This is a genomic window from Geobacter psychrophilus (assembly GCF_056821595.1).
Genome location: NZ_JBXDTU010000004.1, coordinates 4,106,080 through 4,129,766, shown reverse-complemented (window position 1 = coordinate 4,129,766; position 23,687 = coordinate 4,106,080). Strand labels below are relative to the sequence as shown.

General features: G+C 52.2%; 26 protein-coding genes. 3 read left to right on the top strand and 23 right to left on the bottom strand.

Annotated elements, in window-relative coordinates; all coding sequences use genetic code 11:
- Positions 1-2: 2 nt before the first annotated feature.
- From ACOCF6_RS21775 to ACOCF6_RS21680, 20 genes are all read right to left on the bottom strand, one after another.
- A complete protein-coding gene (locus tag ACOCF6_RS21775) occupies positions 3-1,391 on the bottom strand; it encodes a sigma-54-dependent transcriptional regulator (RefSeq protein ID WP_482462427.1) in 1,389 nt (462 codons plus the stop codon).
- Positions 1,388-2,908, bottom strand: a complete 1,521-nt coding sequence (locus ACOCF6_RS21770) for a sensor histidine kinase (protein WP_482462426.1) — start codon at positions 2,906-2,908, stop codon at positions 1,388-1,390. The genes ACOCF6_RS21775 and ACOCF6_RS21770 overlap by 4 nt, the downstream gene beginning before the upstream one ends.
- Positions 2,909-2,911: 3 nt before the next feature.
- Complete coding sequence (locus ACOCF6_RS21765; protein ID WP_482462425.1) at positions 2,912-3,700, bottom strand: prepilin peptidase; 789 nt, start codon at positions 3,698-3,700, stop codon at positions 2,912-2,914.
- Between the two features lie 10 nt (positions 3,701-3,710).
- Complete coding sequence (ptsP, locus tag ACOCF6_RS21760) at positions 3,711-5,453, bottom strand: phosphoenolpyruvate--protein phosphotransferase (RefSeq protein WP_482462424.1); 1,743 nt, start codon at positions 5,451-5,453, stop codon at positions 3,711-3,713.
- A 1-nt stretch (position 5,454) separates the two neighbouring features.
- Positions 5,455-5,721, bottom strand: a complete 267-nt coding sequence (locus tag ACOCF6_RS21755; RefSeq protein ID WP_482462423.1) for an HPr family phosphocarrier protein — start codon at positions 5,719-5,721, stop codon at positions 5,455-5,457.
- 54 nt (positions 5,722-5,775) lie between these two features.
- Positions 5,776-6,150 carry a PTS sugar transporter subunit IIA gene (locus ACOCF6_RS21750; protein ID WP_482462422.1) on the bottom strand — a complete coding sequence of 125 codons (375 nt, stop codon included), beginning with the start codon at positions 6,148-6,150 and terminating at the stop codon, positions 5,776-5,778.
- Positions 6,151-6,164: 14 nt separating this feature from the next.
- Positions 6,165-7,028: an RNase adapter RapZ gene (gene rapZ / locus ACOCF6_RS21745; protein ID WP_482462421.1), complete on the bottom strand. Its 864-nt coding sequence runs from the start codon at positions 7,026-7,028 to the stop codon at positions 6,165-6,167.
- A 3-nt stretch (positions 7,029-7,031) separates the two neighbouring features.
- Entirely contained in the window at positions 7,032-7,991 is a 960-nt protein-coding gene (gene hprK, locus ACOCF6_RS21740; protein WP_482462420.1) for an HPr(Ser) kinase/phosphatase, read from the bottom strand.
- Positions 7,992-8,017: 26 nt separating this feature from the next.
- Positions 8,018-8,566: a ribosome hibernation-promoting factor, HPF/YfiA family gene (gene hpf, locus ACOCF6_RS21735; RefSeq protein WP_482462419.1), complete on the bottom strand. Its 549-nt coding sequence runs from the start codon at positions 8,564-8,566 to the stop codon at positions 8,018-8,020.
- A gap of 53 nt (positions 8,567-8,619) precedes the next feature.
- Positions 8,620-10,059 (bottom strand): RNA polymerase factor sigma-54, encoded by a 1,440-nt coding sequence (gene rpoN / locus ACOCF6_RS21730; RefSeq protein WP_482462418.1) that lies wholly within the window; start codon positions 10,057-10,059, stop codon positions 8,620-8,622.
- Between the two features lie 98 nt (positions 10,060-10,157).
- Positions 10,158-10,898, bottom strand: coding sequence for an LPS export ABC transporter ATP-binding protein (gene lptB / locus ACOCF6_RS21725; protein WP_482462417.1), 741 nt, complete (start codon positions 10,896-10,898; stop codon positions 10,158-10,160).
- Positions 10,882-11,406 (bottom strand): lipopolysaccharide transport periplasmic protein LptA, encoded by a 525-nt coding sequence (lptA, locus tag ACOCF6_RS21720; protein WP_482462416.1) that lies wholly within the window; start codon positions 11,404-11,406, stop codon positions 10,882-10,884. The genes lptB and lptA overlap by 17 nt, the downstream gene beginning before the upstream one ends.
- A 65-nt stretch (positions 11,407-11,471) precedes the next feature.
- Entirely contained in the window at positions 11,472-12,047 is a 576-nt protein-coding gene (lptC, locus tag ACOCF6_RS21715) for an LPS export ABC transporter periplasmic protein LptC (protein ID WP_482462415.1), read from the bottom strand.
- Between the two features lie 163 nt (positions 12,048-12,210).
- The gene (locus ACOCF6_RS21710; protein WP_482462414.1) at positions 12,211-12,726 is read right to left on the bottom strand and encodes a KdsC family phosphatase; all 516 of its coding nucleotides are present in this window, start codon (positions 12,724-12,726) and stop codon (positions 12,211-12,213) included.
- Positions 12,726-13,694, bottom strand: coding sequence for a KpsF/GutQ family sugar-phosphate isomerase (locus ACOCF6_RS21705; RefSeq protein ID WP_482462413.1), 969 nt, complete (start codon positions 13,692-13,694; stop codon positions 12,726-12,728). Before ACOCF6_RS21705 ends, ACOCF6_RS21710 begins: the two co-directional genes overlap by 1 nt.
- A complete protein-coding gene (gene kdsA, locus ACOCF6_RS21700; RefSeq protein ID WP_482462412.1) occupies positions 13,691-14,521 on the bottom strand; it encodes a 3-deoxy-8-phosphooctulonate synthase in 831 nt (276 codons plus the stop codon). The genes ACOCF6_RS21705 and kdsA overlap by 4 nt, the downstream gene beginning before the upstream one ends.
- Positions 14,522-14,524: 3 nt before the next feature.
- Positions 14,525-16,132, bottom strand: coding sequence for a CTP synthase (locus ACOCF6_RS21695; RefSeq protein ID WP_482462411.1), 1,608 nt, complete (start codon positions 16,130-16,132; stop codon positions 14,525-14,527).
- A 32-nt stretch (positions 16,133-16,164) separates the two neighbouring features.
- Complete coding sequence (gene kdsB, locus ACOCF6_RS21690) at positions 16,165-16,929, bottom strand: 3-deoxy-manno-octulosonate cytidylyltransferase (protein ID WP_482462410.1); 765 nt, start codon at positions 16,927-16,929, stop codon at positions 16,165-16,167.
- Between the two features lie 120 nt (positions 16,930-17,049).
- Positions 17,050-18,288: an EAL and HDOD domain-containing protein gene (locus tag ACOCF6_RS21685; RefSeq protein ID WP_482462409.1), complete on the bottom strand. Its 1,239-nt coding sequence runs from the start codon at positions 18,286-18,288 to the stop codon at positions 17,050-17,052.
- 10 nt (positions 18,289-18,298) lie between these two features.
- Positions 18,299-18,694, bottom strand: coding sequence for a response regulator (locus tag ACOCF6_RS21680; protein ID WP_482462408.1), 396 nt, complete (start codon positions 18,692-18,694; stop codon positions 18,299-18,301).
- Between the two features lie 337 nt (positions 18,695-19,031).
- Between ACOCF6_RS21680 and ACOCF6_RS21675 the strand changes: the two genes are divergently transcribed.
- From ACOCF6_RS21675 to ACOCF6_RS21665, 3 genes are all read left to right on the top strand, one after another.
- Positions 19,032-19,526: a PAS domain-containing protein gene (locus tag ACOCF6_RS21675; protein ID WP_482462407.1), complete on the top strand. Its 495-nt coding sequence runs from the start codon at positions 19,032-19,034 to the stop codon at positions 19,524-19,526.
- Between the two features lie 96 nt (positions 19,527-19,622).
- Positions 19,623-20,633 carry a hypothetical protein gene (locus ACOCF6_RS21670; protein ID WP_482462406.1) on the top strand — a complete coding sequence of 337 codons (1,011 nt, stop codon included), beginning with the start codon at positions 19,623-19,625 and terminating at the stop codon, positions 20,631-20,633.
- The gene (locus tag ACOCF6_RS21665) at positions 20,630-21,076 is read left to right on the top strand and encodes a heme-binding domain-containing protein (RefSeq protein WP_482462405.1); all 447 of its coding nucleotides are present in this window, start codon (positions 20,630-20,632) and stop codon (positions 21,074-21,076) included. Before ACOCF6_RS21670 ends, ACOCF6_RS21665 begins: the two co-directional genes overlap by 4 nt.
- A gap of 16 nt (positions 21,077-21,092) precedes the next feature.
- Here ACOCF6_RS21665 and yfbR read toward each other — a convergent pair whose 3' ends face one another.
- From yfbR to ACOCF6_RS21650, 3 genes are all read right to left on the bottom strand, one after another.
- Positions 21,093-21,701 carry a 5'-deoxynucleotidase gene (gene yfbR, locus ACOCF6_RS21660; RefSeq protein WP_482462404.1) on the bottom strand — a complete coding sequence of 203 codons (609 nt, stop codon included), beginning with the start codon at positions 21,699-21,701 and terminating at the stop codon, positions 21,093-21,095.
- 70 nt (positions 21,702-21,771) lie between these two features.
- On the bottom strand, positions 21,772-22,359 hold the full coding sequence (locus ACOCF6_RS21655; protein WP_482462403.1) for a hypothetical protein: 588 nt from the start codon (positions 22,357-22,359) through the stop codon (positions 21,772-21,774).
- A 133-nt stretch (positions 22,360-22,492) separates the two neighbouring features.
- Positions 22,493-23,635, bottom strand: a complete 1,143-nt coding sequence (locus ACOCF6_RS21650; protein WP_482462402.1) for a deoxyguanosinetriphosphate triphosphohydrolase — start codon at positions 23,633-23,635, stop codon at positions 22,493-22,495.
- Positions 23,636-23,687: the final 52 nt, after the last annotated feature.

Sequence of the window (23,687 nt, the reverse complement as noted above, 5' to 3'; positions counted from 1 at the left end):
GGTTACCTCGTTTCATCTGACTGGTCGATGCAGAACTCTTTCAACTTGTACAGCAATGATCGATGACTTATTTCCAGAATCTTGGCCGCCTGTGTCCGGTTGCCGCCTGTTTTGATCAGTGCCCTGCGGATCAGGTCGCGCTCCATGGCATTCTCTGCCCTTTTTATGGAAAGGTTTTCTGATGGATGGACGGACTCGCACACATCACCGGCAGATTGAAGCGAGAGAGGCAGGCAACTGGCCGTTATGGTAGATCCTTCACACAGGATCATGCCGCGCTCCACTGCATTTTCCAATTCACGGATATTTCCGGGCCAGCCATATCCAAGAAAAAGCCGCATGGCATCAGGTGCGCAGCGTGTTGGAGCACAATTACCATCGACACGGTATTTCGCCGCAAAATATTCCACCAGCTGCGGTATATCCTCGATCCGTTCCCGTAGCGGCGGCAATTGGATACAGAATACGTTGAGACGAAAATAGAGATCCTCGCGGAAGCGTCCAGCCTTTACGTCACCTTCCAGATCGCGGGAGGTTGCCGAAACCACCCGCACATTGACCTTGCGCGATACGGCCGCTCCGACCCGGCGAATCTCTTCTTCCTGAAGAACCCGCAGTAGTTTGACCTGCAATGCCAAAGGCATTTCACCGATTTCGTCAAGAAATAGCGTACCGCCATCGGCCTGCTCAAAGAGCCCGGTCTTGTCGCTGGAGGCATCCGTAAAGGCTCCGCGTACATGGCCGAACAGTTCACTCTCCAGAAGGTTTTCAGGAATGGCACCGCAATTGATCGCCACAAAAGGTTTACCGGCCCGCACACCGCTCATATGAATGGCGCGAGCCACCAGCTCCTTGCCGGTACCGGATTCGCCAAGAATCAGTACCGTCGTTTTGAGGTCTGTCACCTTCCGGATTTGGGCAAAGATTTCCTGCATGACAGCATTGCGGCTGATAATACCACAGAAGCCCTCACTACCGGAGATCACCCCGCGCAGCCGGCTGTTTTCTGATTTGAGGCGCTCCCGCTCCTCCGCCTTTTTAAGCACCATCACAATCTCGTCTTTTTTGAACGGCTTGGAGATGAAATCGTAGGCCCCCATCTTCATACATTCGATGGCAGTATCAACAGAACCGTAGGCCGACATCATGATAACCGGAGACGGCACCCTCTCCTCCAGTGTACGAGTCAGGAATGCCTTGCCATCCATCTCAGGCATACGTATATCGCAGAGAATAAAGTCATAGACCTTTTCACCCAGCAACCGGAGACCTTCAACACCATTTTCGGCAGTATCCACCCGGTATCCCTGTCGGGACAGCATGGCAGAAAGCATGTGCCGGAGGTTTTCTTCATCATCGATTATCAGAATATGTGAACTGCTTTCGTTCATGGAGTAACCTCATGCCTGGCAGACACCGGCAGCCAAATGGAAAAACAGGTGCCGTTTCCCTGTTTGCTCTGCACGCTGATTTTCCCTCCGAACCCCTCAATGATTCGAGCTGATATAGCCAGTCCCAACCCGGTACCCTTGCCGGGAGGTTTGGTGGTAAAAAACGGATCAAAGATGCGGCCCAGATGTTCTTCCGAAATACCGCTGCCGTTGTCCATGACATCTATGCGAATACCCTCCGGCAGGCGGGAGCCGGCTTTTTTGTTCGATTCCTGAACCTTGACCCGTATATTCCCATCGGACGCCAGGGCATCCCGACTATTCAGGATCAGATTAATCAACACCTGCTGCAACTGATGCGGGTCAACACTCGCAGCAGGCATGTCTTCATCACAGACTGTCGTTATGTTGACTCCCTTGAAGGCACCTTGTTGCATCAGCATCTCTATCGTTGTCTGGACAAGGCTTCGAATATCACAAGGCTCGACAATAGTGGAGCGGGGCCGCGAGTAATCGAGCAATCCCCGTACGATTCGGTCAATGCGGCCACAATCGCTGGAAATACGCTGCGCATAATCCTGAATGGTACAATTGTCCAGCGGCTCTCCTGCTACCAGTTCGGCGTATCCCATAATTGATGCCAAAGGAGTGCCGATTTCGTGCGCCATGCCGGCAGCCAGCAGACCGATGGAAGCCATCTTTTCTGTTCGAATAGCCTCTTCGCGTGCCTGACGCAAATCCTTGTTAGCCTTTTCCAGCGCGGCAACATGGACGTTGGCTTCCTGTTCCTTCTGGAACAGGGTCATGGACATATCGTTAAATGATTCCGCCAGACGAACCATTTCAGCACTGCCCGATACTCGTACCTGCTGCCCGTACTGTCCTCCGGTGATTTTCTCGGTAGCGTTCAACAGGCGATTGATGGGTGTTACCACGATACGGGACAGGATAAATGAGCCAAAACCAAGCAGCAAGATAAAATCAATGGCAAAATAGGCCATGAATAATTGGCGGGAACGCTCAAGACGCACTTTTTCTGACGCCAGCGAGAGAACCAGCCCGGCGGTTCCGACATCACCGCCATTGCGGACCACCCGCTGCACACGCATGATAACGGAACCGTCAGCCGCAATCCTTCCACCTTCACGCATCTGCGGCGTGTTTCCGGTATACGGCTGGTACACATCGGCTCCATCCCTGCCAACGGTGAAAATCGGTTTACCGTTGGCATCCAGAAGCGTCAAGCGGATAAAGGAAACCTCTTCTGAAAGTTTCTGGGCGTAGATTACGGCAGGTGAATTAATGGCGATCATGCCGTCCGGATAGGTTGGAATCGTATCCGGCAGCTGACTGACAAAGGTAGCCAAAAGCATGCGGGCATGCTCATTCTTTTGGGCGTACAAGTCATTGGCGGCGGTTTTAAATGCCAGCAGGCTGAACAGCAGCCAGGTCAACAGGAGCAGACAACTGAGAAAAGCAAGGATCGAAGCGGTGAGACTGAAGCGGAGTGTACGCATGGGCTATCCCCTGGTGAAGCCACCCAAGTTGAGATACCAGTGAATGAGTTGTCGCCCGTAAAAGATGTACAGTACGGCACCAAAGGCCAGATAGGGTCCAAACGGAATAGCCAGCTTGGAATCCTTTTTCTGGACCAGCATCATGGTTACTCCTACCACAGACCCGATCAGCGAGCTGGCAAAGACAATGAAGAGCACCGACTTCCATCCCAGGAAGGCACCCATCATGGCAAGCAGCTTGATATCGCCTCCACCCATTCCTTCCTTGCCGGTCAGCCATTGATAACCATAAGCGACCAGCAGCAGGCTGCCGCCTCCCAGCAGAATCCCCAGCAATGAATTGATCCAGGTCTGCCAGGGAAGAAAAAATGAGCACACAAAACCGATAACTATGCCGGGCAGTGATATTTCATCCGGAATGATCTGATGTTCCAGATCGATGAACGTGATGACCACCAGGGCCGAGCAGAACAGAAACAGTGTCAGAAAGGAGAGTGTTGGACCGAACTTGATAAACAGGGCCAGAGCCAGCAGTCCATTGAGCAGTTCGACCAGGGGGTACTGCAGCGAGATGTGTGTACCGCAGCCGCGGCATTTACCACGTAACAGGAGATAACTAAACAGGGGAATATTATCGTACCAACGGATGCGGTAATCGCAGTTCGGACAATGGGAAGGAGGTGATACAACCGACTCATCCCTGGGCATGCGGTAGATGCATACGTTAAGGAACGAACCGACAACTGCGCCGAAGACGAAAGAAACTACGTAGAAATATAGCTGAAGCGTCATGTTTTTCCTGTTAGTCGAAACTCTCTGCAAAATGACTGGTGATCTCGCTTTTGAGATATACCTCGACCTCGGCGGCAGTGGCATATGTCAAACAGGCCTTGGCAATAACAGAAGCCTGCTGACAGGTACAACGTCGCAGAATCTGTTTGACACGCGGGATGGAAGCTGCCGACATGGAAAGTTCATCAAATCCAAAACCGAGCAGAATCGGCAGATAAAGCGGATCACCGGCCATCTCGCCACAGATACAGGCTTCAATGCCGGCCGCGTGAGCCACCTCAACAACCCGGTATAACGCACGGAGTACAGCCGGGTGAAGGGCCTGGTAAAATTCTGACAATTGCTCATTGGAACGGTCAATAGCCAGCGTGTACTGAATAAGATCGTTGGTTCCGATACTGAAAAAGTCCACTTCAGGTGCAAGCAGGTCAGCCATGGCAACAGCAGATGGAATCTCAATCATGATTCCAACCTTGATGCCCTTGTCAAAAGGAATACCGGTCTGAGTCAATTCAGACATGCATTCTCCCAGCAGGGATTTGGCCCGACGCAGTTCGTCAAGTCCGGAGATCATCGGAAACATGATGCGCACCTTGCCCAAGGCACTGATCCGCAGGACAGCGCGCAGCTGTTTTTTGAACTCATCCGGCATATTCAGAGAAAGCCTGATGGCCCGCATGCCCAGAGCCGGATTCTGTTCGGTCACACGCGGGATGCCGTCCAGTAACTTGTCACCACCTGCATCCAGGGTTCGGATAGTGAGAGGATGGGGAGCAACCGCCTGCTGCATGGCAGCATACTCGCGGAACTGCTCTTCCTCGTCCGGCATCTGCTGACGATTCATGAAAAGCATCTCAGTCCGATACAGACCGATACCGACCCCGCCATGATTAAGTACAGATGTGCCCTCTTCAGGAAGCTCTACATTTCCGACCAGCGACAACAGGCATCCATCCAAGGTCTGTGCCGGCAGATCCCTGAGTTTGTGCAATTCGAGCTCGCTGTACTCGTATCTGCGTTTTCGCTGAAGAAGATCAAGAAAGGTTTCGCGGTCCGGGTTGATTATCACGCGCCCGTTTAGACCGTCTACGATCACCGCCACGCCATCCAGCACCGGATCGGCAATCCCATCCACACCGGTTACGGACGGCAATTCAAACGCGCGGGCCAATATGGATGCGTGTGTTGTCCTGCCACCAACCTCCGTTACCATGCCAACAATATGCTTGCGATCCATCTGGAGCACATCGGCCGGGGTAATTTCGTGTGCAGCGATGATTGTCAGGCCTTCATTGGGGGATATTACGGCTTGAGTCTCGCCGGTCAAGGTGCGCAGGATTTTTTCGATGACCGTCTCAACATCGCTGATACGTTCACGAAGATAGGCATCTTCAATGGCTTCAAACGTAGTCCGGTATTTTTGGAGCGTCCTGCGCAAGGCCCCTTCAGCATTGATCAAACCGGTTTCAATGATGGCGGCCGTCTCGACGAGCAGACGCTCGTCAGCCAGAATCAGCAGGTGGGTATCGATAAAAAAGAGGTGTTCATCAGCGGTCGTTTCTTCAAGATCAACCTTGAGGATTTCGAGCTCGGCACGTGTCGCTGAAATGGCCTTTTTGAGACGAATGATCTCAACGCCAACATGTTCTGCAGCCACGGAATGTTCTTGAACCACTAAGCGCTGACGATCAATAACCTTGAGCTTGCCCACGACAATCCCGGGCGACGCCGCGATTCCCGTGAAGATACGCATATCATTCCTCACCGAACCCATTGGCAATCAAATCACCAATAGTCAGCAGCGCTTCATCTTCATCAGTACCATCAGCCGAAAGAGTCACGGTCGTCCCTTTTGAAGCAGCCAGCATCATAATGCCCATGATACTCTTGCCATTCACCTCGACCCCTTCTTTGGCCAGCTTCACTTCTGAAGAAAAACGACTGGCCGTTTTCACAAACAGTGCTGAAGCCCGGGCATGCAGCCCCAATTTATTGATAATAAGAAATTCTTTACTGAGCATGTGCCGAGTGTACCTCTCGCATTCGAATGAATCCTTCAGAAAAAACAGGACAATTTATTTCAGAAATTCTCCTGCTACGATAATCCCTTCCCTGCCGCAACGCTGGAGTTCTATAGCCAATTCAGCCAACGGCAATCGTTCACGTTTTGAACAGAATTCAATAACCATAGGCAGATTAACGCCGGTAAGCACCTCAACACTGCCTTCTTTAAGAAAAGACATAGCCATATTTGATGGCGTCCCGCCGAAGAGATCAGTCATGATGACAGCGCCATCCGCACTAACTTCTTTTACTGCGGCAACAACCCGAGACATTATGTCGTCGGCCCGTTCATCCGGTGCCACTTCCACCGATGAGCATGCAGCGAGAGAGCCGACAATCATCTCGGCCGAAGCACGTAGCGCACCAGCCAAGCCAGCATGTGTCACAAGAACCAATCCTATCATTTATTTTCCTTTTCAATATCCCTGTGTGTTATTCGAACTGTCGGCCACATCGTTTGCAGGTGCATTCCCGTAGCCTCGGCAATTGCCACTGAACGGTGCCTCCCTCCGGTGCAGCCGATTGAAATGGTCAGGTATACCTTTCCCTCACTGCAATGAGCCGGAACAAGCATATCGAGCAATGGGAAGAAGTAGTCCAGAAAAGCCGCCGTCCGGGTATTGTCCAAAACATAGTCACGAACAGCTTCATCAAGACCAGAGGCAGCCTTGAGCTCCGGTACAAAAAACGGATTGGGAAGAAATCGTACGTCCATAACCATACTTGATTCAAGTGGGATTCCGTAGCGAAATCCGAACGACTGCACCTCAATGACAAATGGGTTAACCTGCTCTTCGCCACGGACAATCCGCAGGATAAAATCCTTGAGTTGATGAACGTTGAACTCGGACGTGTCAATACATCTGGTAGCCATCTGACGCAAAACAGAAAGGCGCTCACGCTCAATACGGATTCCTTCGATAACGGAACTGGATTCTTCAACGGGGTGTCGGCGGCGTGTTTCCGAAAATCTGCGGACCAGGATTTCATCAAGCGCGTCAAAGAACAGTATCTCAACGCTGTGGCCGGCAGTCAGAATTTTCTTGAAGGCAATTTCATAGCCCTTGAAAAATTCACGTCCACGAATATCGGCCACAAGAACAACGCCTTTGAAATCTTCACCCGATTTATCGATCAGATCGATAAATCGCTTGAACAGTCTCACGGGAAGGTTATCAATGCAGTAAAAGCCTTCATCCTCAAGGGCCCTGACTGCCGTTGATTTTCCTGATCCGGACATGCCGGTAATCACGATGATACGCACGATTTATTCTACCTCGTCGCCCAGCGGACGAACTTCCATTCGTGCCAGCAGGCGTTCCTGAAAATCGCGTGCTGAATGATAGCCCATCCCCTTGAGCAAAAAGTTGCGTGCCGCAACCTCGATAATTGATCCCAGGTTGCGGCCAGGCCGCACGGGAATACTGATGTGAGGAATATCTACACCCAGTATGGTTACACGGCGGTCATCAATTCCCAGACGATCATATTCATGCTCCGGATCCCACTCCACCAGTTCAAGCTGCATATCAATGATTTTTTTCTCCCGGATCGAAGAAACACCGTACAGATCCTTGATGTTAATGATACCCAGTCCACGAATCTCCATCAGATGCTGAATCGCTTCTTCGGATTGACCAACCAGGGCAGCCGGCATCTTCTTCTTGATGAAAACCATGTCATCAGCCACCAGTCGATGACCGCGGATAACCAGATCCAATGCGCACTCGCTTTTGCCGATTCCGCTTTTACCGGTCAACAGGATACCGACTCCGAGCACATCTACCAGCACCCCGTGCATCTGGGTCGTCGGTAGCAGTCGCTCCTCGAGAAACTTGGTAATCAGCGAGATAAACGTTGATGACTGGTGATGGGTACCCAGAACCGGAATACCGGACGCTTCAGACTGGTCAAGCAGGAACTGCGGAGGGATCAAACCCTTGGTAATAATGAAACATGAGATTGGAAATGAACAAAGATTGCGGATGCTGTCTGCTGCAACCCGGTCATCGATCTGTAGCAGATACGATATTTCTGTATTACCGAGCACCTGGATCCGGGTTGGATGCAGGTGCTCAGTGTATCCAGCCAGCGCTAGACCAGGTTTCTGAATGCGTGAACTCGACACGCGATGTGCCAGACCCCGCTCGCCAGCAAGCAGTACCAGACCGAGGCCATATTCCGAATCATTCAGTATTTCCTGCAGAGAAAGGCTGATTCCTTCCACGGGCGCCTCACGCATTCAGCATTTGATCAGCCGCGCTGCGGCTCAATCAGTCCGAAGTTTCCATCTTTGCGGCGATACATGACGCTGATATCGTTGTTAACGGCATCGGTAAACACAATAAAATCCTTGTGCAGCAGATCCATCTGCATAACAGCCTCTTCAACCGACATCGGTTTGGCTGTTTCAGTCTGGGTCCTGATAACCACCGGCTCGGCACTCGTCTCAATGCTTTCAGCTTCAAAGATTTTTTTGGAAAACTGTCGGCCCCGGTCATCGCCATTGGGTTTGTGGGCTTTGATCTTTTCCTTGTAGCGCTTGAGTTGGCGTTCGATTTTATCAATGACAGCATCAATGGCAGCGTACATGTCGTTAGTCGCTTCAGAAGCCTTGGTGCTGATGCCTTTGGCGGCAATTACGATCTCGACAATATGCCGGATCTTCTTTTCAACGGAAAAATAGACCTGAACACTGATCGGCTCGTCGATATATTTTGCCACTCGATCAAGTTTTTCCTCGGCATATGTCTTGAGGGCGTCGCTTTGCTCCATGTGCCTGAAAGTTGTTGTTACCTGCATAGATACCTCCTGTTAGTTACGTGCGAAATTCGCCTCTTGTGGAGCAAGTGGCGCTAAAAATGTCGTTTGCGCTCGGATGAAGAACCTAGTTTAAGAATTTCCCGGTATTTGGTGACCGTACGACGGGCAATGTTGACCGTCTGGCCTGACAGCATATCGGCAATCTTCTGATCAGAGAGCGGCTTTTTCGAATCTTCCTTTTCAATGATTTCCTTGATACGGTTTTTTACGCTCTCGGAGGCAACGAAATCCCCTTCACTGGTAGAAAGGCCACTATTGAAAAAATACTTGAGCTCGAACAATCCCTGAGGAGTCTGCATATATTTATTTGTCGTAACGCGGCTGATGGTTGATTCATGCATGCCGATATCATCGGCAACATCTCGCAACACCAATGGCCGCAGATATTCTATCCCCTGATCAAGAAATTCCCGCTGGAATCTGATGATACTTTTTGCCACCTTGTAGATGGTACGCTGACGCTGCTGGATGCTCTTGATCAACCAGAGAGCAGATCGAACCTTTTCGTTGATGTAATCGTCGGCCTTTGAATCGACCATGCCATTGGTTTTTGCTTCAGCATAATACGGACTTACCTTGAGATTTGGCAGACCTTCGTCGTTCAACATGACCAGGTACTCGTCACCGACCTTATAGACAAAGATGTCAGCCGAAATATACTGCACATCCTCCGGACTGTACATGCTCCCTGGTTTGGGGTCAAAACCGCCGATAATCTTTGCCGCCATCAGAATCTGATTGATATCGACACCCAGGTCCCGGGCAATCTGTTTATACTTTCTGGTTTCCAGATCCTTGAGATTATGCAGCAGGATCTTTTCGACTACGCTACCCTGCATCCCCAGAAAACGGGCCTGGATCAACAGGCATTCCTGAACGCTGCGGGCCGCAACACCACAGGGATCAAACTCCTGGATTCGAACCAGCACATCGGTAACACTGCTTTCATCTATCGAACAGGCCGTGGCGATCTCCTCCAAAGAGGCCCGCAGATAACCATCATCATCGATATTTCCGATGATCTCTTCGCCAATGCCAACCTCGTTATCGGAAAATGGTCCCATATGAAGCTGCCACAGTAAATGGTCAGTCAGGTTGCCACGCTTGGTCAGCAGATTTTCAAATGAAGGCCGATCCTCATCATCACGGTATTGCTCGCCCGAACTGTAGGTATAGCCATCCAGGTAGCTGTCCCAATCCCGGAGGGTATCGTCCCCGGCTTCGACCTCTTTGAATTCATCACTGACAACATCCGAGGTATCTTCACTCTCGGCCTGTTCGACCTGATCCGTTTCACGGATATCATCAGCTTCGAGTGTTTCCTCCAGGAGCGGGTTTTCCTCCAGTTCCTGGCGCACCACATCCTGAAGCTCCAGGCGTGTCAGCTGGAGGAGCTTGATAGCCTGCTGCAATTGGGGGGTCATAACCAGTTGCTGAGACATCTTCAGTTGTTGGCGCATCTCCATAGCCATGGAGCTTCCTACCTTTTACTAAGATTTGAACCAGATTTATTCTGGATGTACATCGCTCAACTTCTTAATTGTACAGGCTTGATGACTGCCGCTGTAAATTAAAGACGGAAATCATCACCAAGATATACCGCCCGGGCTTTGCTGCTGGAAGCTATCTCTTCAGGTGTTCCGTACTCCAGAACCTCACCATTACAGAGAATATAGGCGCGATCACAAACACCCAAGGTTTCACGTACATTATGGTCCGAAATGAGTACCCCGATGTTTCGTTCTTTGAGAGATACAATCAGGCTTTGAATATCTGCAACCGCGATTGGGTCAATCCCGGCAAAAGGTTCATCCAGAAGTATGAAAGCCGGTTTCGTTATCAGAGCCCTGGCAATCTCGACCCGCCGCCGCTCCCCACCGGAAAGCGAGTAGCCTTTGGCAGCGGCAATATGTGTGATGCCGAACTCTTCCAGCAATTGTTCCATTCGATGCCGACGCATTTCACGATCAGGTTCAATGGTTTCAAGAATCGCAAGCAGGTTGTCGGCCACGGTCAGCTTGCGGAAGACGGAAGCTTCCTGGGGCAGATAACTGATCCCCCTTCGCGCCCGCTGGTACATGGGCAGTCCGGTGATTTCATCCTCATTGATAAAAACCTGACCTCCATCGGGTTGAGCCAGGCCAACCACCATATAGAAAGTCGTAGTTTTCCCGGCTCCGTTTGGCCCCAGCAAGCCAATCACACTGCCGGCATCAATGGATAAGTCAACCCCTCTGACAACCTGTCGGTCACCAAAACTCTTTCTCAGATCCCTGGTCCTGAGGCATGGCCTCTCAGCGCTGTTCGGCATTGCCTTTTTTTGACCGGGTATCGTTTTTGGACTTAGGGTGGATGGTCGCTTCAACACGTCCACCCGTGACACTGCTGCGGTCATCATCCAGAAAATACGTGATTATCTCGCCGGAAACGGTATCCGTTCCCTGCATGACCTTTGGACCACCTCCCGTAAGAATAACTTTACCCGCTCTGCTGTCATAGAGTGCGTGAGCGGCAAGCCCGGTCCTGTTTTCCTGCACGATGCGGACATTGCCATCGGCCTCGATTTTATCGACATCACCCTGAACAGCACCATAGTACACGGTCATTTTATCGCAGAAGATAGTAACATCACCCTGTTTGGCAACGACCTTTCCGGTAAAGATTGCAGTTTTACCCTTATTGTCCGCTGACAGTTCATTCGACTTGATCGTAATAGGCAGATTCGAACCGGTTTTGCGCACAGCTGATGCTGCTATGGCAACTGATGCCAGAACCATTATCATGATAAACAATACGGAAATCGCCGATAACTTTTTCATAGCCAATTGATTTTCCATGGTTTTGATCGTAAATAACTACAGCCTGCCATCGAATACCGGCTGGTTCAGCGCAACGGCAAGCCTTCAACAACGGCATCGATAGATTTAAAAAAACGTGAAGATTCAGTCTTGACAAACAATTCCATTCCAACAGCAGTCAACAAAAGCCGCTCATGATGGAGCTGTACCCGCTCGGTGGTTCGGAACAGGGATTCACCGGCCAGATAGTCCAGTGATTCGGTATCAAAGATCATTCCCGACTCGGTCACCACGTGTACCTTGCCCCGCAAGCGAACATTTCTGCTGGCATTGGAATATTCACCCTTGGCCGAAGTAACCGTTATTGTACCGTTCGTACGTGTTTTTGAAAAGACCATATGTACATCGGATAGATACACGACCTCACCAGTTTTATCGTACTCAGCACGATCAGCAACCAGCTCCCAGACAGTAACGCCGTCACGCATCTCAAAGAAACGGGCGTTATGCAAGGCAACATCTATGTTCTGGGGAAGCTGTTTGGAAACCGGCTCCGGAAGGGCCGATCGAGAGCCTTTTAAGGAGATTGCGGCCACGATGCCAATAATTGCCGTCGTGACGAGCAGGGCCAGTACAAACCTGATGTTCCGAGGCGATGCCATATGGGGGCTACTATAGCATTGAGGGGCATGTGTGTCCAGCGAAACGTGATTGCTTTCGCCTCGTTGGCATAGAGATTGAATAACCTCTAACCCTGTCAAACAGGATACGTGCGTTAACTAAAATATTTCCTGCAAGAAACCGCAGAAAATATTTTCTAACTTACTAAAGTTCATAGCGTACAGCGATCTCATCCCAGACACCACGGGCCTTGAGGATATGATCACAGACTTCGCGCACGGCACCGCAACCACCTGCACAGGTGGCGACATAATCAACTATGGCCCGCACTTCTGGAAGGCCATCCAGCGGTGCCGCAGAAAAACCGACCCTCCGTAACACCGGCACGTCGATGACGTCGTCCCCCATGTACGCAATCTGGTCATCAGTGCAACCGGTTTTCCGCTTGATATCCTCGTAGCTGTCAATTTTTTTGAGTGATCCCTGATACACCAGACTGATGCCGAGTTCCCTGGCACGATTATCCACCACAATCGAGGTGCGACCGGTAATGATGCCGACTTCGACACCATAGCGCTGAAGCATCTTGATGCCGTGACCGTCCTTGACATTAAAACGCTTGGTTTCGAGACCGCTGGCATCGTAAATAATGCCGCCATCGGTCATGACACCGTCAACATCGAGAAGCAGCATGCGAATATTTTTAAGTTTATCGTGCATCAGGCGATTCCGGCCCGGAGGATATCATGCAGGTGGACAATGCCGCAGGGTTCAGGACAGCTGTCGTCTTCAAAGACAAACAGGGAGGTGATGGAATAATGTTCCATGATCTGTAAGGCCGCAGCCGCCAACTCATGGCGCTTGATCCTGCGCGGATTGAGCTTCATCAGCTCGGCAGCCCGCTGTCCGAGAATATCATAGCCCTTCTCCAGGGCCCGGCGCAGGTCACCATCGGTGATTACCCCGCGCAGAGCGCCATCATCGGCAATAACACCGGTCACCCCCAGCCCCTTGGCGGTGATAACGAACAGGGCTTCCTTCATCAGTGTGTTTTCAGATACCAGCGGAATCTCTTCGCCTGCATGCATCAGGTCTTCCACCCGTAACAGGAGTTTTTTCCCCAGCGATCCTCCGGGATGAAAGATGGCAAAGTCCTCGGCCCGGAAACCGCGTTGAACCAGCAGGGCAACGGCCAGGGCATCTCCCATGGCCAGAGCTGCGGTTGTGGAGGCGGTGGGCGCCAAACCCAGCGGACAGGCCTCTTCCTTGACGGAAACATCCAGATGTACGTCACTGCTGCAGGCCAGCGTTGAAGTCGAACTGCCGGTCATGGCAATGACATGGGCACCAATGCGCTTGATGGCCGGCAGAATGCGCAGCATCTCTTCGGTTTCCCCGCTGTTGGAAATGGCGATAACCACGTCACCGGTCATGATCATCCCCAGATCACCATGAATGCCCTCGGCGGGATGCAGGAACAGGGCCGGTGTACCGGTGGAGGCCATGGTAGAGGCGATCTTTTGGCCGACCAGACCGGATTTGCCCATACCGCTGACGACCACCCTGCCCTTGCTGGCCAGAATCAGTTCAACGGCACGCTCAAAGGAGGCATCGATCCGCCCGGCCATGGCCTGAAGTGCATCGGCCTCGACCTGAATCACCCTGCGCGCTTCTGCAATGGCACTCATTGGATTTCCTGCTTCACAACCGCATCAATCGCCCGAAGCCTTTTGAGCAGCACTGCCAATTCGCTCAGCGGAATAGAGTTGGGTCCGTCACACAGCGCCTTGTCCGGGTCTTCATGCACCTCCATGAAGATGCCGTCGATACCGGTGGCAACAGCCGCCCGGGAAAGATATTCTACAAACTCGCGCTGCCCGCCGGAACTGTCGCCCTGCCCGCCGGGAAGCTGCACACTGTGGGTAGCATCGAATACGACCGGATAACCGGTCGACCGCATGACCGGAAAGCTGCGCATATCCACCACCAGATTGTTGTAGCCAAAGGAGGCGCCCCGCTCAGTCAGGATGATATTCTCGTTGCCCGCGGCAGCCAGCTTGCCGGCCACGTTTTTCATGTCCCAGGGCGCCAAAAACTGCCCTTTTTTTACGTTGATCACCCGTCCGCTCCGGGCCGCGGCAACAAGGAGATCGGTCTGACGGCACAGAAAGGCCGGAATCTGCAGTACGTCCAGCACCTCGGCAGCAGGTGCGATCTGTTCGATAGAGTGAATATCAGACAGGATCGGCAAGCCCAGTGATTCCTTGACCTTTGCCAGAATCTTCAACCCGTCTTTCATGCCCGGCCCGCGAAAGGCGCCGATTGAGGTGCGATTTGCCTTGTCATAGGAGGCTTTGAAGATCAGCGGCATGGACAGGCCGTTACAGATTGTCATCAAGCGCTCGGCATGACGCAGTGTAGCGCTCTCCGATTCAATGACGCAGGGACCTGCAATCAATATCAAGGGCCTGTTTGCTCCGATTTTGATGCTGCCGATAGAGATTTCTTTTGTCATATATTACCTCGTGTTGCGGTGAACCAGGGCAGCGCCGATGAAGGCGCGAAAAAGCGGGTGCGGAACCAGCGGTTTCGATTTGAACTCGGGATGGAACTGACACCCAAGGAACCAGGGATGATCAGGGATTTCCACGACCTCTACCAGATCCTTATCCCGATACACGCCCGAAAGCACCATACCCTTTTGGGTAAGGGCATCGCGGTAGCTGTTATTAAACTCGAAACGGTGACGATGACGTTCTGAAATATCGGTCTGGTTGTAAGCTATATGAGCCAGGGTGCCCTTGGTAAGTGTGCAGGGATAGGCTCCCAGACGCATGGTGCCACCCTTCTTGCTGACGGTCTTCTGTTCCTCCATCAGGTGAATGACCGGTTCGCCGCCATCCTTGCGGAATTCGCTGGAACAGGCCTCCTTGATGCCGCAGACATTGCGGGCAAACTCGATGGCAGCCATCTGCATCCCCAGGCAGATCCCGAAGAAGGGAATCTTGCGGGTACGGGCAAACTCGATCGCCTGGACCTTGCCTTCGGTTCCGCGCTCTCCGAATCCCCCCGGTACCAGGATGCCATCCACATCATCCAGATGACCGTCGATGCCGTCCTGCTCAATCTTCTCGGAATCGATGTATTTGAGGTACACCCGGCAGTCGTTCGATATGCCGCCGTGGGTCAAGGCTTCGGCCAGCGATTTATAGGACTCGGTCAGGTTGACGTACTTGCCGACCACGGCGATACGCACCTCGCCATGGCTTGGATGCCGCAGCGTTTCCACGACGTTGTGCCAGGGGGTCAGATCAGGGGCCTTGGTCCAGATGTTGAGTTTCTCAACAACCTGATCGTCCAGCTTCTCTTTGTTGAGTGCCTGCGGCACGGCATAGATATGTTCGGAATCGACGACCTGAATGACATCTTTCTCCTCGACGTTGCAGAACAGTCCGATCTTTTTCTTCATATCCTGAGGCAGTTCACGGTCGCAGCGACAGAGCAGGATGTCGGGCTGGATACCGATCTTACGCAGTTCCATGACCGAATGCTGGGTCGGTTTGGTCTTGAGTTCACCGGCGGTGCGGATATACGGCACAAGGGTGACATGGATATAGAGGGCATTGCCATGGCCGCGGTCAAAGCGGAACTGGCGGATGGCCTCAAGAAACGGCAGCGATTCGATATCGCCCACGGTTCCGCCGACTTCTACAATGGCAACATCTGCTCCCTTGGCGTTTTCGATGATCTTGGACTTGATCTCGTCGGTAATATGGGGAATAACCTGGACCGTCCCTCCCAGATAATCACCATGACGTTCCTTGTTGATGACGGAAAAATAGACCTGACCAGTGGTGAAGTTGCTTTTTTTGGAAAGCACCGCGCTGGTGTAGCGTTCATAATGCCCCAGGTCCAGATCGGTTTCAGCGCCGTCGTCGGTTACGAACACCTCGCCGTGCTGAAAGGGCGACATGGTACCGGGGTCAACATTGATATAGGGATCCAGCTTCTGTAGTGTAACACGCAGGCCGCGCGCTTCCAGCAATGCACCCAGCGATGCGGCCGCCAGTCCTTTGCCGATGGACGAGACAACCCCGCCGGTAATAAAAATAAACTTGGTTTTCATATCATCTGCTCCTATGGAAGAAAGGGTTGATTTCATTTCAAATGCTGCCGGTAACGTTCCTGGGCTTTGACCAGGTCATCCGGTGTGTCAACACCGATAGACGAGAATTCTGTCTCAACAACCCGAATCTGCACGCCGTTCTCAATAGCTCGCAACTGTTCGAGTTTCTCGGATAACTCCAGGAACGTCGGCGGCATGGCTGCAAACTTCAACAGAAAATCCCGGCGGTACACGTACAGTCCGACATGCTTGTAACAGAGCAGTTTGCCGCTGGCAAACGACTCATCCTTCAAGTCCTGCCATTTGTCGCGAAAGAAAGGCAGGGGCGAGCGCGAAAAATAGAGCGCATTGCCGCTGCTATCGGTAACAACCTTTACCACATTGGGTGAGAGAAAATCGTGGAGACAACACACGCGGGTTTTCAGGGTTCCCATCTGCAGATCCGGACTGGACATAAACGGTTCTATGGCCTGATCGATCATGGCGGGATCAATCAGCGGTTCATCACCCTGAACATTGACAACAAGATCAGCATCCAGTCCGCCTGCAACCTCCGCCAGACGGTCGGTGCCGGTTTCATGAGTTGCGGAGGTCATGACTGCTTCGCCGCCGATCCGGTTGACGACATCGGCGATGCGCTGGTCATCGGTTGCCACAATAACCCGTGATACCAAAGATGCCCTGCAGGTACGCTCGTAGACGTGCTGAATCATCGGCTTTCCGCCGATATCGGCCAAGGCCTTGCCCGGAAAACGCGTTGAGGCGTAACGGGCGGGAATAACTGCTGTGATCTTCATGTGGAGTGTGACCTTGAAAAAGAGGTGCCGTAGCATCTGCGCCGGGCTGTCCAATGGTAGGACGTGTCAAGCTACATCAAAAGCCATGGGGTGTCAAGAATGGAAAGGCTGGTGACCCTCTTACTGGGCTACGATACTGGCACGCCAGTTGAACGCCTCCAACTGGGCGGTCAGCAGTTGGTCGAGAGAGACACGACATTCGGCCAGAAGAGGCGTGACTGCGTCAAAATCGGTAATTTCAAGCTTTTCCGCCAGGGTCAACATGCTCCCCAGCTGACCGCTGCGGGATAGCAGGGCATTGGTTACATCATCGGTCAGATTGAGTTTGGCGATGATCTCGCTCATCGGGGTCTCAAACAGCACTTCCAGCAGAGAAAGGATGCCGGTCATAAAGGCGGCCTCACTCTGTTCATCATTTACCATAGAGCCATTACGCAGCTTGACCAGGGTCTCCATCAATCTGCCGCGAACGGCCGCCATCTCCAGCAGTGGATTGTTCAGTCCGCGGCTGTCGTTTCCTGCGAACAGGGACAACTGGGTCCAGCGTCGCAGGTGCTCGGTGCCCAGCATTAAAATGGCATGTCGCAGGGTTTTGATCTTTTCCCGCATCCCCATGGCAACCGAATTGACCAGTCGCAGCAGATTGTAGGAAAGGCTGGGATTTTCCTTGAAGGTCTGTTCAATCTCGTTAAGGGAGGCGTCCATGGTGAGCTGCTGCAGCAGCTTGAGCATGGCCATGCCGGACACGTCAATCCGCCGTTTGTTGAGAACAACCGGTCGCTCGAAAAAATATCCCTGAAAAAGGTCAAAGCCCATACGGAAGCAGATATCAAACTGTTCGAAGGTCTCAACCTTTTCTGCCAGAATTTTCACCGGCGTTCGACGCAATCCCTGAACGATAGCAGGCAGAGCCTCCATGCCGAACTGCAGTATGTCAATCTTGACAATATCGACAACGTCATAGATATCACGGTTTTTCTCGTCGTAGATATGATCATCAAGGGCCAGCTTGAATCCGAGCTCCTTGAGTTCACGACAGCGCTCAAGCACCTGATCGTCCAATTCGATAAACTCAAGCAATTCAAGGACTGTTTGCTGAACCGGCAACACTTCGAGCATTTCAGAGAGCAGCAGACTGAGATGAACATTAATGAAGCCGAATTTGCCGCCAAGCACCTCGTCAATACCGAAACTTGCCAATGCGCTGGTAATCACACTGGCGGCTGCCTGGGAATAGCTCTCGAATTCAGCCACATTTCGATCTGCAGCCCGAAAGAGCAGCTCGTATCCAATAATTTCCTGGTTCCGATCAAGAATCGGCTGGCGGCCCAGAAAGAATTTTTCGTGTGCAGTCCCCATGCAGGTACCCCTACCCCTGCTGCTTGACTGAATCCGGCAGCAGCACAGAACAGAGCGCGTATAAATCTTTGCTGGTCACCGGTTTTGAGAGGTACCCGTTCATACCGACACTTCTGCATTTATCATACACAGCATTCAGCGAATAGGCCGTGAGGGCAATAACGGGAACATGGTCACCAGATGCCCTTTCAAGCTCCCTGATATGCATGGCAACTTCAAAACCATCCATTTCAGGCATGAGTATATCCAGCAGCACCAGATCAAACATGCCACTCTCAAAAATCTCCACCGCCTGGCGGCCGTCTCCGGCCAGAACTACTTCCACACCCAGTTTTTCCAGAAGACGCCGTATGCTGATCTGGTCGATCGGATTGTCTTCGGACAGCAGCACTCGATGCGGCCTCACCGACCGTTCCGTTGCGCGGCGAAACCGCATGGAATCGGGCGAATTCCATAACATCGGAAATTCTTTTGATTCCGTATGCTCAGCCTGAGATTGACTGCTCATCTGTATTGCACTATCGTTTTCAGCCACCGCAGCTACCCCATACCGTCATCTAAATAATCAGGCATTAATATCAGATGTAGGCATATATCATATAAGAGCCTTAATTTAAAGCAACAAAAGGATAAACGCACCTGCGTATCAACTGAAGTCCCCTTTATATTTCTTGACTTCCATCATAGTTTACTACTCACAACATACGTTACTATCCAACAACACTATCTGCAGGAGGCGTAACATGCCATTATCAAAGAAAGCGGGTAATCCGGGTGCGGAACTTTCACAGAACCGGCTCTGTCAACATATCGTTACTGAATCCGGTGATGCCATCATGTTTTCCGACCGCCAGGGGATCATACGGCTTTGGAACCAAGGGGCTGAACGCATGTTCGGTTACACCGCACCTGAGGCTCTGGGGCAATCACTTGACCTGATCATCCCGGAAAACCTTCGGGGACGGCACTGGGATGGTTATTTCCGGGTGATGGAGGAAGGTACAAGCCGTTACAGCACCGAGCTGCTTTCGGCACCGGCCCTGCGCAAGGATGGTACGCGTCTCTCCACTGAATTTTCCATGGTAATTGTCAAGAATGATTCCGGACAGATACTGGGGGTCGCAGCCGTTATTCGTGATGTATCCGCCCGCTGGCAAAGGGAAAAAGAACTTAAGGAGCGCATCAGGGTACTGGAGGGGCAACAGGCCGGTTCAACCGTACCCGCTGCTTTACTTTAACGTTCCCCCTGTGCTAGCCTGTAAAAAAAATCGGTCCTGTGACACAGCGCCTACCCCACAAGATCGGCTGTGCCATGGAGCCCCAGGAGCTCTTTGATGAAAAAACGTAAAGCCCTCGCCCTCCTCTCGGGGGGGCTCGACTCCACCCTGGCCGTGAAAATGATGCTCGATATGGGCCTTGATGTTGAAGCACTCAACTTCACCTCCCCCTTCTGCACCTGCACCGGCAAAAATTCCGGCTGTAAATCCGAAGCGGTGCGCGTTGCCCAGGAATTCAACATCCCCATCAAGGTTATCCATAAAGGACTCGACTATCTGGAGATCGTCCGCAACCCTGAACATGGCTACGGCAAGGGGGTCAATCCCTGCGTGGACTGCCGCATTTACCTGCTGCGCAAGGCCAAGGAGTATATGGCTGAATGCGGGGCCGATTTTGTCATCACCGGTGAAGTGCTTGGCCAGCGTCCGATGAGCCAGCGCCGGGATTCTCTGCGGGTGATTGAGCGGGAAAGCGGGCTGGAGGGGTTATTGCTGCGCCCGCTCTCGGCACAGCATTTCGAGCCGACCATCCCGGAAAAAGAGGGCTGGGTCGATCGGGACAAGCTGCTGGCCATCAAGGGACGCAGTCGCAAAGAGCTGTTTGAACTGGCTGATGAGCTGGATGTCACAAACTACCCCTGTCCGGCCGGCGGCTGCCTGCTGACCGAGCTTTCGTTTGTTCCCAAAATGCGCGATGTATTTGACCACAGCGATGATCTGAATTTGCGCGATTTCCGTCTGCTCAAGATCGGACGGCATATGCGCATCGGAGAACGTACCAAGGTCATCATCGGTCGCGACGAATCGGACAACAACCTGATGGAATCCGCCCGTCAGACAGACGAAGCGGCCCTCACCTGGATGGACGGCAACACACCGGTGGGTGTTATTTGCGGCAGGCAGTCCTCTGAACATCTTGAATTGGCAGCTCAGCTCCTGTTGCGCTATACCAAGGCGGAAGCCGGAGCAGACTGCAGGATCAACGTTCGGCAAAACGATACCGAACAAACCATAATTGTTGCGAACACCATGAAACCTGCTGATGTGGAACGGTATATTGTGGCATGAACATAGTGACAAAAATCATCCTGGCAGCCGTCGTAAGCGGCATCTTCATCCAGTTGATTCCCTACGGAAAAGACCATACCAATCCCCCTGTTGTTCATGAGCCCGTCTGGAACAGTCCGGAGACCCGGGAGCTGGCAAAAAAGGCCTGCTTCGACTGCCACAGCAATGAAACCACCTGGCCATGGTATTCAAAGATAGCACCGGTGTCCTGGCTGGTATATTGGGATGTGGTTGAAGGGCGGGAGCACTTGAATTTTTCCGACTGGAGGGGCGGCTCACGCAAAAGCGAAAAACCGCAGAAGTTAACAAAGGAGCTTATAGAAGGGGAGATGCCTCCACTGCAGTACTACATCGCACATCCGGAAGTCAAGCTTGATGGGCAAACAAAAAAGCTGCTGATCGATGGCCTGGCCGCAACAGCCGCCGGTTCAGCTCGACCGTAACAGCCCCAGACGCCACCTACCCCAGCTTTAATTCATCCAGCGACAAACGATACCCCGGCAGAAACTTTTTCATAAAATATTGCACCTCGGGCAGAGTGCTGGCATTGAGGTTTTCCTCATGCTCCGCCCGCGCCCGGCGGAATTCCAGGTTGCCGGACTTTTCCTCTTCGATGCATTTGGCCAGCGCCGCAATCTTGTCGGCTGCCTTGACCAGCGTCACATACTCCTGCTGATCATCGAAGAAAAACAGCGGTTCATACTCACGTGCCATTTCGGGCGGCAGCATGTCCAGCAGCTTGCGGCGGGCCCGGTCCTCAAGCTGATGAAAAGAGCGCTTGAAATTGGGATTGAAATGTTTGACCGGCGTCGGCATATCGCCGGTGAAGATCTCGCTGGCGTCGTGGAAGATACCGAACAGCGAGGCCCTGCCGGCATCCAGGCGGCCATCAAAATACGTGTTGCGGATAGTGGCCAGGGCATGGGCGATGACGGCCACATCCAGACTATGCTCCTGAATGTTCTCCGGCACGGTATTGCGCATCAGTCCCCAGCGGCTGATGTAGCGCATTCTCGAAAGGAAAGCGAAGAAATCGTATTGTTCGGGCTGGGTTGTTTTTTCTTTCATGGGCTCGTCAGCTTTCGTCATCCGGTCAGTTTCCAACTATTGTCCAATCAAACTACTATTCGCAGGTATGCTATGCCAGGGTACCGTGAGCGGCATATACCAGCCTGGCACGGACATCTTTTCCTTCAACCAGTCCCTCGAAACGCAGTTCCACAACTTCACCTTCTCCCGGAATCTTGAGCGCCACATCGAGCGGGATTGCCAGAAGTTCCAGCAACGGCAGACGGTCATTGGTAACCGCAAGGAGGGTGAAGGCATTGCTCGGTTTCTTTGACAGCTCCGCGAAGGTTTTAATAATGCTGGCCTTTGCCTTTTCGACAGCCATGTCGACATAACTTCCGGCTACGTCGTTCCAGACATCAACATCAATCGGCGTCTCTTTTACAAAGTCGGCCACACGCTGCTGCATCTGCGCCATTTCTGTTGGTGATATCAAGCCGATGCTGCTGAAACGACTGGTGGCAATAATATTCTGGTCGTCTTCAATCTCCAGTGTCGAAAAAATCTCTGAAACCGTATTCAAACACATGGCATACGGCAATGTGTATATGAGATCGAAATGCAGCCCGATCAGCTTTTTCATACAGCATTTCTGGATCACATCCAGCTCGGCAGCCTTGACCAGCCAGATAATCACGTTGATTTTTTTAACCGGCATTGTGTGCCTCCGCAACAACAATATTCAGACAGATTCCCGAAATTCAAACTGTTATCATAAAATACTTTTAACGGAAATTCAATCAATCAATATTGAACACAGGTTCTTCACAAAATGTTCACTGACATTCCTGTTACACCCGCTCATAAGGCTCAAACAAACGCTTATACTCATCCAGTGCAAACCTGTCCGTCATCCCGGCAATATAGTCACACACCGTCCGTTCCAGGCCGAAGCGCTCAACACGCCCACGATATTTCGGCGGCAACAGGTTGGGATAATGCAGGTAGGTTTCGAATAGACGCGTGATGAATATCTCGGCCTTGACCCGCATCTTGTCCACTTTGTAATGGCGGTAGAGATTATCGAACAGAAACCGTTTCAGCTCCATATTGAGAGCGGTTATCTCATCGCTGAAGTGTGCAACGGGCCTGTTGACCCGGCGCAGGTCATCCAGGGTCGCGATTGAGAAGCGATCAAGGTTGGCTGTGATGGTGCTGCAGATATCACCGATCAGAAGCCCGATCAGGGCGCTGATGGTCTGATACACCAGTCGCTTCTCGTCAATGGCGGGATATTTTCCGCGCACAGCGGCGCTGACCCGCTGCCAGAGCGTGATGCTCTCCAGCATGGCGAGTGTGATATACCCTGATTTCAGACCATCATCGATGTCGTGGTTATTGTAGGCAATTTCGTCGGCATAATTGATAATCTGCCCCTCGATGGAAGGAACCACGCCCGGCAGAAAACCGCTCATGGCCTCGGTGGGGGCATCGTAAGGACTGGAGTGCTTGATGATCCCTTCCCGCAGTTCCCAGGTCAGGTTGAGTCCGTTAAACCCCGGATAGCGTTCTTCAAGCTCATCCACAACACGGTAGGACTGCAGATTGTGTTCAAAACCGCCCTTCCCTTTCATCAGCCGGTTCAGAACCTCCTCGCCCGTATGACCGAAAGGCGTATGCCCCAGGTCGTGGGCCAGGGCCAGGGCCTCGGTCAACTCCTCATTGAGGTGCAGTTTGCGGGCGATGGCACGGCCTATCTGGGCCACCTCCAGGGAATGGGTCAAACGGGTGCGGTAATAATCACCTTCATGATTGACAAAGACCTGGGTCTTGTATTCCAGACGCCGGAATGCAGCACAATGGATAATCCGGTCCCGGTCGCGTTCAAAGGCGGGACGCTGATCACGGAACTCCTCCCGGTGCTTTCGCCCGCGAGAGAGTGAACTGATACAGGCATATCCGGCCAGGTCTGTGCGTTCAGTGGATTCGGTCATAGTCGTGATCCTCGAAACTCTTCAGCAGGTCACATACAACGAAAAGGCGCCT